This window comes from Curtobacterium sp. B18, from assembly GCF_000333375.1.
Taxonomy (GTDB): domain Bacteria; phylum Actinomycetota; class Actinomycetes; order Actinomycetales; family Microbacteriaceae; genus Curtobacterium.
Map to the genome: position 1 here is coordinate 1 of NZ_BACZ01000491.1, position 5,254 is coordinate 5,254.

Below are 5,254 nucleotides of genomic sequence, written 5' to 3' on the forward strand. Positions count from 1 at the left end.
GAAGCCGGCGATCGAGCCGGTGAGCATCACCTTTCCCTCGCCTCGCGCCACCATCGGCTTCAGAACCTGCTGGACGAGGTAGAGCGTGCCGACGACGTTGGTGTCGATCACGTGTCGCCAGTCGGTGGGTGACTGGTCGAGGAAGCCGTGCCCGAGGCCATGGCCGGCATTGGCGCACAGCACGTCGCGGTGCCGTGGGCGTTCGCCTCGGCCACGTGAGCCGGCACGAGCAACGCCACCGGGTAGTCGGTGAGCAGGTCGGCGAGGGCGATGCCCCGGTCGGCGGGGACCCGGCGGCCGGTGAGCAGGTCGACGCGGTCCGTCGGCACGGCGTGCACGAGGGTGTCCCCCCATCCGCCGACGCGCTCGAGGCCGATCGGCAGGCGCGTCGCGATCGTGATCGCACCCCCGCGGTCGAAGGCGAGCACGTGGTCCGCCGCGCTGCCGGTCGCCTCGAGCGCGAGGTAGCGGGTGAAGAGCTCCGGGTGGTCGCGCCGCACGCGGAGCGCACGACTCGTCACGAGGAGCTTCGCCCGGCCGTCCCGCCCGACGGCGGGCAGCTGTTCCGGCCCGTCGTCGTCCGGCCCGTCGAGCTCGGCCAGGACGTGCCGACGCTCGGTGTAGTCCACCGGCCGGCGGTTGTCCGGGTCGACGAGGGACCGGTCCCAGGACTCGGTGCCCTGGTAGACGTCCGGGACGCCCGGTGCGGTGAGCTGCACGAGCTTCTGCCCGAGGCCGTTCGACCACCCCGCGGCATCGATCCGTTCGTCGAGGGCGTCGAGGACGGCGACGACGGCCGGGTCGTCGAACGCGGCGTCGACGAGTGCGTGCATCCGGCGTTCGAAGTCCTCGTCCGGCGCCGTCCACGTGGTGCTGTCGCCGGCCTCGCGCGACGCCTTCTCGGCGTAGGCGTGCAGCCGTTCCCGGCTGGCCGGACGGGCGCCCACGATCGCCTGCCAGAGCAGGTCGGCGAAGACGGCGTCGTCGAGCGGCGCGAGTGACTGCAGCCGCGCGAGCGTGCTCGCCCACTCCGGCCCGAGCTCGGCCAGCACGGCGATCCGCGCACGGGTGTCCTCGCTGCGCTTGGTGTCGTGCGTGGTGAGGGTCGTCATGGTGTGCGGCCAGCTGCCGAGGCGGTCACGCTGCGCCTGGTGGAAGTCGTCGACCGAGACCGAGAACACGCTCGGGTCGCCGCCGACCTCGCTCAGGGACGTCAGGCGGGACGTCCGGTAGAACGCGGTGTCCTCGACGCCCTTCGCCATCACCATGCCGCTCGTCTGCTGCAGGCGGATCGCCGCCGCGTTCGCCGGGTCGACGAGCGCGGGCGCGATCCGGTCGATCACGTCGCCGAGGTCCGGCCGTGCCACAGCGGCACGCTCGAGCGCGGCGATGAGGTGGTGGGCGCCCTCGGGCAGGTAGGTCCGGTAGACGTCGAACGACGCGACGACCTCGGCGACCGCGTCGACGATCCGCTCGTGGGGGAGCGGTGCGGACGCGGCGCCGCCGGTACCCGGGCCGAGCAGCCGGGCGAGCCGCTCGACCTCGCTGCCGAGGATGCCGTCCGCGATGCCACGACGGGTGTCGTGCGTCAGCCGCTGCCAGTCGGTCGGTTCGGCCCCGGACGCCGCGGTCAGGGACGCCTCGCCCGCCGGGTCGACGAACACGCGGTCGAGCACCCCGAGGGCGTCGTAGCCGGTGGTGCCGTCGACCGGCCAGCTGGACGGCAGTTCCTCGCCCGGCTCGAGGATCTTCTCGACGAGCGTGTACGCGCCGTCGGTGAGCGCCGCGAGGTCCTGCAGGTACCCGGCGGGGTCGTACAGGCCGTCGGGGTGGTCGATGCGGAGCCCGTCCACGAGGCCGTCGCGGAACCACGCCCCGATCGTGCTGTGGGACGCCGCGAACACCTCGGGCTCCTCGACCCGGATCGCCGCGAGCGTGTTCACCGCGAAGAAGCGTCGGTAGTTCAGCTCGTGGTCGGCGCGCTTCCAGTGCACGAACTCGTAGTGCTGTCGCGCGTGGACGTCCGCCACCGAGTCGCCGTCGTGCACCGTCCCGGGTGCGGTCGGGTACGCGGTGTCGCCGAGGTACAGTCGGCCGTCGCGGAGTTCGACCGCGTCGAGCAGCCGGTCGTCGAGCACCGGCACGCGCAGCTTGCCGTCGCCGGCGTCCCAGTCGACGTCGAACGCCCACGCGACGGGGGAGCCCTGGCCCTGTTCGAGCACGGACCACCACCACGGGTTCGACGCGGGCGTGGCCACACCGACGTGGTTCGGCACGACGTCGACGAGGACACCGAGCCCGACGGCGTGCGCGGCCTCGGCGAGTGCACGGAGCGCTTCGTCCCCGCCGCGTTCGGCGTCGACCCGGGTGTGGTCGACGACGTCGTACCCGTGCTGCGAGCCCGGCTCGGCCTGGAGCACGGGCGACAGGTAGAGCCAGTCGGCACCGAGGTCGCGCACGTAGTCGACGACGTCCCGTGCGGCGCCCAGGTCGAAGTCCGGCGTGACCTGCAGCCGGTACGTCGACGTGGGGACCCGACGCGCGGTCACTGCTGGCCGCCGCTCGTGGCGGAGGGAGCCGTGGCACCGGCGGGGTTGATCGGCGTGACGGCGTCCTGCGGTGCCGCCGTGGCCGGCCGGCGTGCGTCGGTGTCCACCGGGGTCACCGTGACCTCGTGGTCCGGCTCGGCGCGCAGCACGATCATCGAGCGCGCGGGGACGTCGAGCGGGGTGCCGGCGTCGAGGACGTCGTCGCGCGCACCGGGCTCGGCCGTGTCGATCCGGACCGTCCAGCCCGGTGAGTACTCCTCGGGTGGGAGGGTGAACGTCACGGTGTCGTCGTGCGCGTTGAAGTAGGTGATGAACCCGACGTCGGTGACGCGCTCGCCGCGGGAGTCGCGCCCGCGGATCCCGTTGCCGTTCAGGTACATGCCGACGCTCTTGCCGAAGCCGGAGTCCCAGTCCTCGGGTTCCATCGCGTCACCGGAGGGTGTGAGCCACACGACGTCCGGCAGCGGTTCGTCCTGCCCGCGGCGGACCGGACGCCCGTTGAAGTACCGCGTGCGGCGGAACGTCGGGTGGTCGTGCCGGAGCTTCACGACGTCGGCCGTGAACTGGACGAGGTCGTCGTCGGCGGCCTCCCAGTCGATCCAGCTGATCGCGGAGTCCTGCGCGTAGACGTTGTTGTTGCCGGACTGCGTGCGTCCGAGCTCGTCGCCGTGCGCGATCATCGGCACGCCCTGGCTGAGCAGCAGGGTCGCCAGGAAGTTCCGGCGGCGCTGCAGCCGCAGGGCGTTCACGTCCGGGTCGTCGGTCGGGCCCTCGACGCCGGAGTTCCAGGAGCGGTTGTGGCTCTCGCCGTCGTTGTTGTCCTCGCCGTTGGCGTCGTTGTGCTTCTCGTTGTAGGCGACGAGGTCGTACAGCGTGAAGCCGTCGTGCGCGGTGATGAAGTTGATGCTCGCCTTGGGCGTCCGGCCGTCGTGCTCGTAGAGGTCGGCGGAGCCGGAGATGCGCGAGGCGAACTCACCGAGCGTCGAGGGCTCGCCCCGCCAGAAGTCGCGCACCGTGTCGCGGTACTTGCCGTTCCACTCGGACCACTGCGGCGGGAAGTTGCCGACCTGGTAGCCGCCGGGACCGACGTCCCAGGGCTCGGCGATGAGCTTCACCTGCGACACGATCGGGTCCTGCTGGACGAGTTCGAAGAAGGCCGCCAGCCGGTCGACCTCGTAGAACTCACGGGCGAGGGCCGCGGCGAGGTCGAAGCGGAAGCCGTCGACGTGCATCTCGGTCACCCAGTAGCGCAGCGAGTCCATGATCAGCTGCAGCGAGTGCGGGTGGCCGACGTTGAGCGAGTTGCCCGTGCCGGTGGTGTCCATGTAGTACCGCTTGTCGTCGTCGACGAGGCGGTAGTACGCCGCGTTGTCGATGCCGCGGAAGGACAGCGTCGGGCCGAGGTGGTTCCCCTCGGCCGTGTGGTTGTAGACGACGTCGAGGACGACCTCGATGCCGGCCCGGTGCAGCTCGCGGACCATCGCCTTGAACTCCTGCACCTGCTGGCCGTGGTCACCCGACGACGAGTAGTGCGAGTGCGGCGCGAAGAACCCGATGGTGTTGTAGCCCCAGTAGTTCGACAGCCCCTTCTCCTGCAGCGTCGAGTCGTTCACGAACTGGTGCACGGGCATGAGTTCGAGCGTGGTGACGCCGAGCCGCTGCAGGTGCGCGATGACCGCCGGGTGTGCGACGCCGGCGTAGGTGCCGCGCTGCTCCTCGGGCACGTCGGGGTGCGTCTCGGTGAGGCCCTTGACGTGGGCCTCGTAGATGACGGTCTCGCCGTAGGGGATGCGCGGCGCCCGGTCGCCCTGCCAGTCGAAGAACGGGTTGATGACGACGCCCTTCATCATGTGGGCCGCCGAGTCGTCGTCGTTCGTCGAGTCCGGGTCGCCGAACGTGTACGAGAAGAGCGCCTGGTCCCAGTCGATGTCGCCGCTGGTCGCCTTGGCGTACGGGTCGAGCAGGAGCTTCTTCGGGTTCGCGCGGAGGCCCTTGTCGGGGGCGTACTCGCCGTGGACGCGGAAGCCGTACTGCTGGCCCGGTCCGACGTTCGGGAGGTACGCGTGCCAGACGTACGCATCGACCTCGACGAGGTCGATGCACTGTTCGTTCCCGTCGTCGTCGAAGAGACAGAGTTCCACGCGTTCGGCGACCTCGCTGAAGAGGGCGAAGTTCGTGCCGCTCCCGTCGTAGGTCGCCCCGAGCGGGTACGGGTTGCCGGGCCAGGTGTGCAAACGGTCCTCCAGTGGTGGGTCACGCCAACATATCGGCGCGGGTCCTCCACGTCCGCAGACAAGCCCTCACGGTGGACGGATCCGCTCGGACCGCAGCCTGTGGAGGAACCGGCGAGTAGCCTCCGGGCCATGGCCAACATCGTGACGCAGATCGCAGAGAAGGTGCGCCCCGCCGGCGTCACCACGAACTACGGGGAGCCGGTCGAGGTCGGTGACCAGACCCTCATCCCGGTGTCCCTCGGCTGGTTCGGCTTCGGTGGCGGCGGGGACGGCGACGAGAGCGGCGGCGGGGGCGGCGGTGCCGTCTCGATCCCGATCGGCGCCTACGTCCGCCGACCGGGCAAGGACCTCGAGTTCGAGCCGAACCTGATCTCCCTCCTCGCGGTGAGCGTCCCGGTCATCTGGGTCACCGGGACGGTCCTCCGCAAGCTGGTCCGCGTCCTCAAGAAGTGACGTCCTGACGGACAGGAG

At 71.0% G+C, this 5,254-nt stretch carries 4 protein-coding genes; 1 reads left to right on the top strand and 3 read right to left on the bottom strand.

Annotated features, from left to right (window positions below; genetic code table 11):
- The 3 genes from I5E_RS27030 to glgX form a co-directional block, all read right to left on the bottom strand.
- Nucleotides 1–183 (bottom strand): SDR family NAD(P)-dependent oxidoreductase (locus I5E_RS27030; protein ID WP_148286966.1); only part of this gene is annotated, 183 nt, incomplete at its 3' end.
- The gene (gene treY, locus I5E_RS13030; protein ID WP_022907373.1) at nt 108–2,549 is read right to left on the bottom strand and encodes a malto-oligosyltrehalose synthase; all 2,442 of its coding nucleotides are present in this window, start codon (nt 2,547–2,549) and stop codon (nt 108–110) included. The genes treY and I5E_RS27030, both read right to left, overlap by 76 nt.
- Nucleotides 2,546–4,783 carry a glycogen debranching protein GlgX gene (gene glgX, locus I5E_RS13035; RefSeq protein WP_022907374.1) on the bottom strand — a complete coding sequence of 746 codons (2,238 nt, stop codon included), beginning with the start codon at nt 4,781–4,783 and terminating at the stop codon, nt 2,546–2,548. Before glgX ends, treY begins: the two co-directional genes overlap by 4 nt.
- A gap of 129 nt (nt 4,784–4,912) precedes the next feature.
- Between glgX and I5E_RS13040 the strand changes: the two genes are divergently transcribed.
- A complete protein-coding gene (locus tag I5E_RS13040; RefSeq protein WP_022907375.1) occupies nt 4,913–5,236 on the top strand; it encodes a hypothetical protein in 324 nt (107 codons plus the stop codon).
- Nucleotides 5,237–5,254 lie beyond the last annotated feature (18 nt).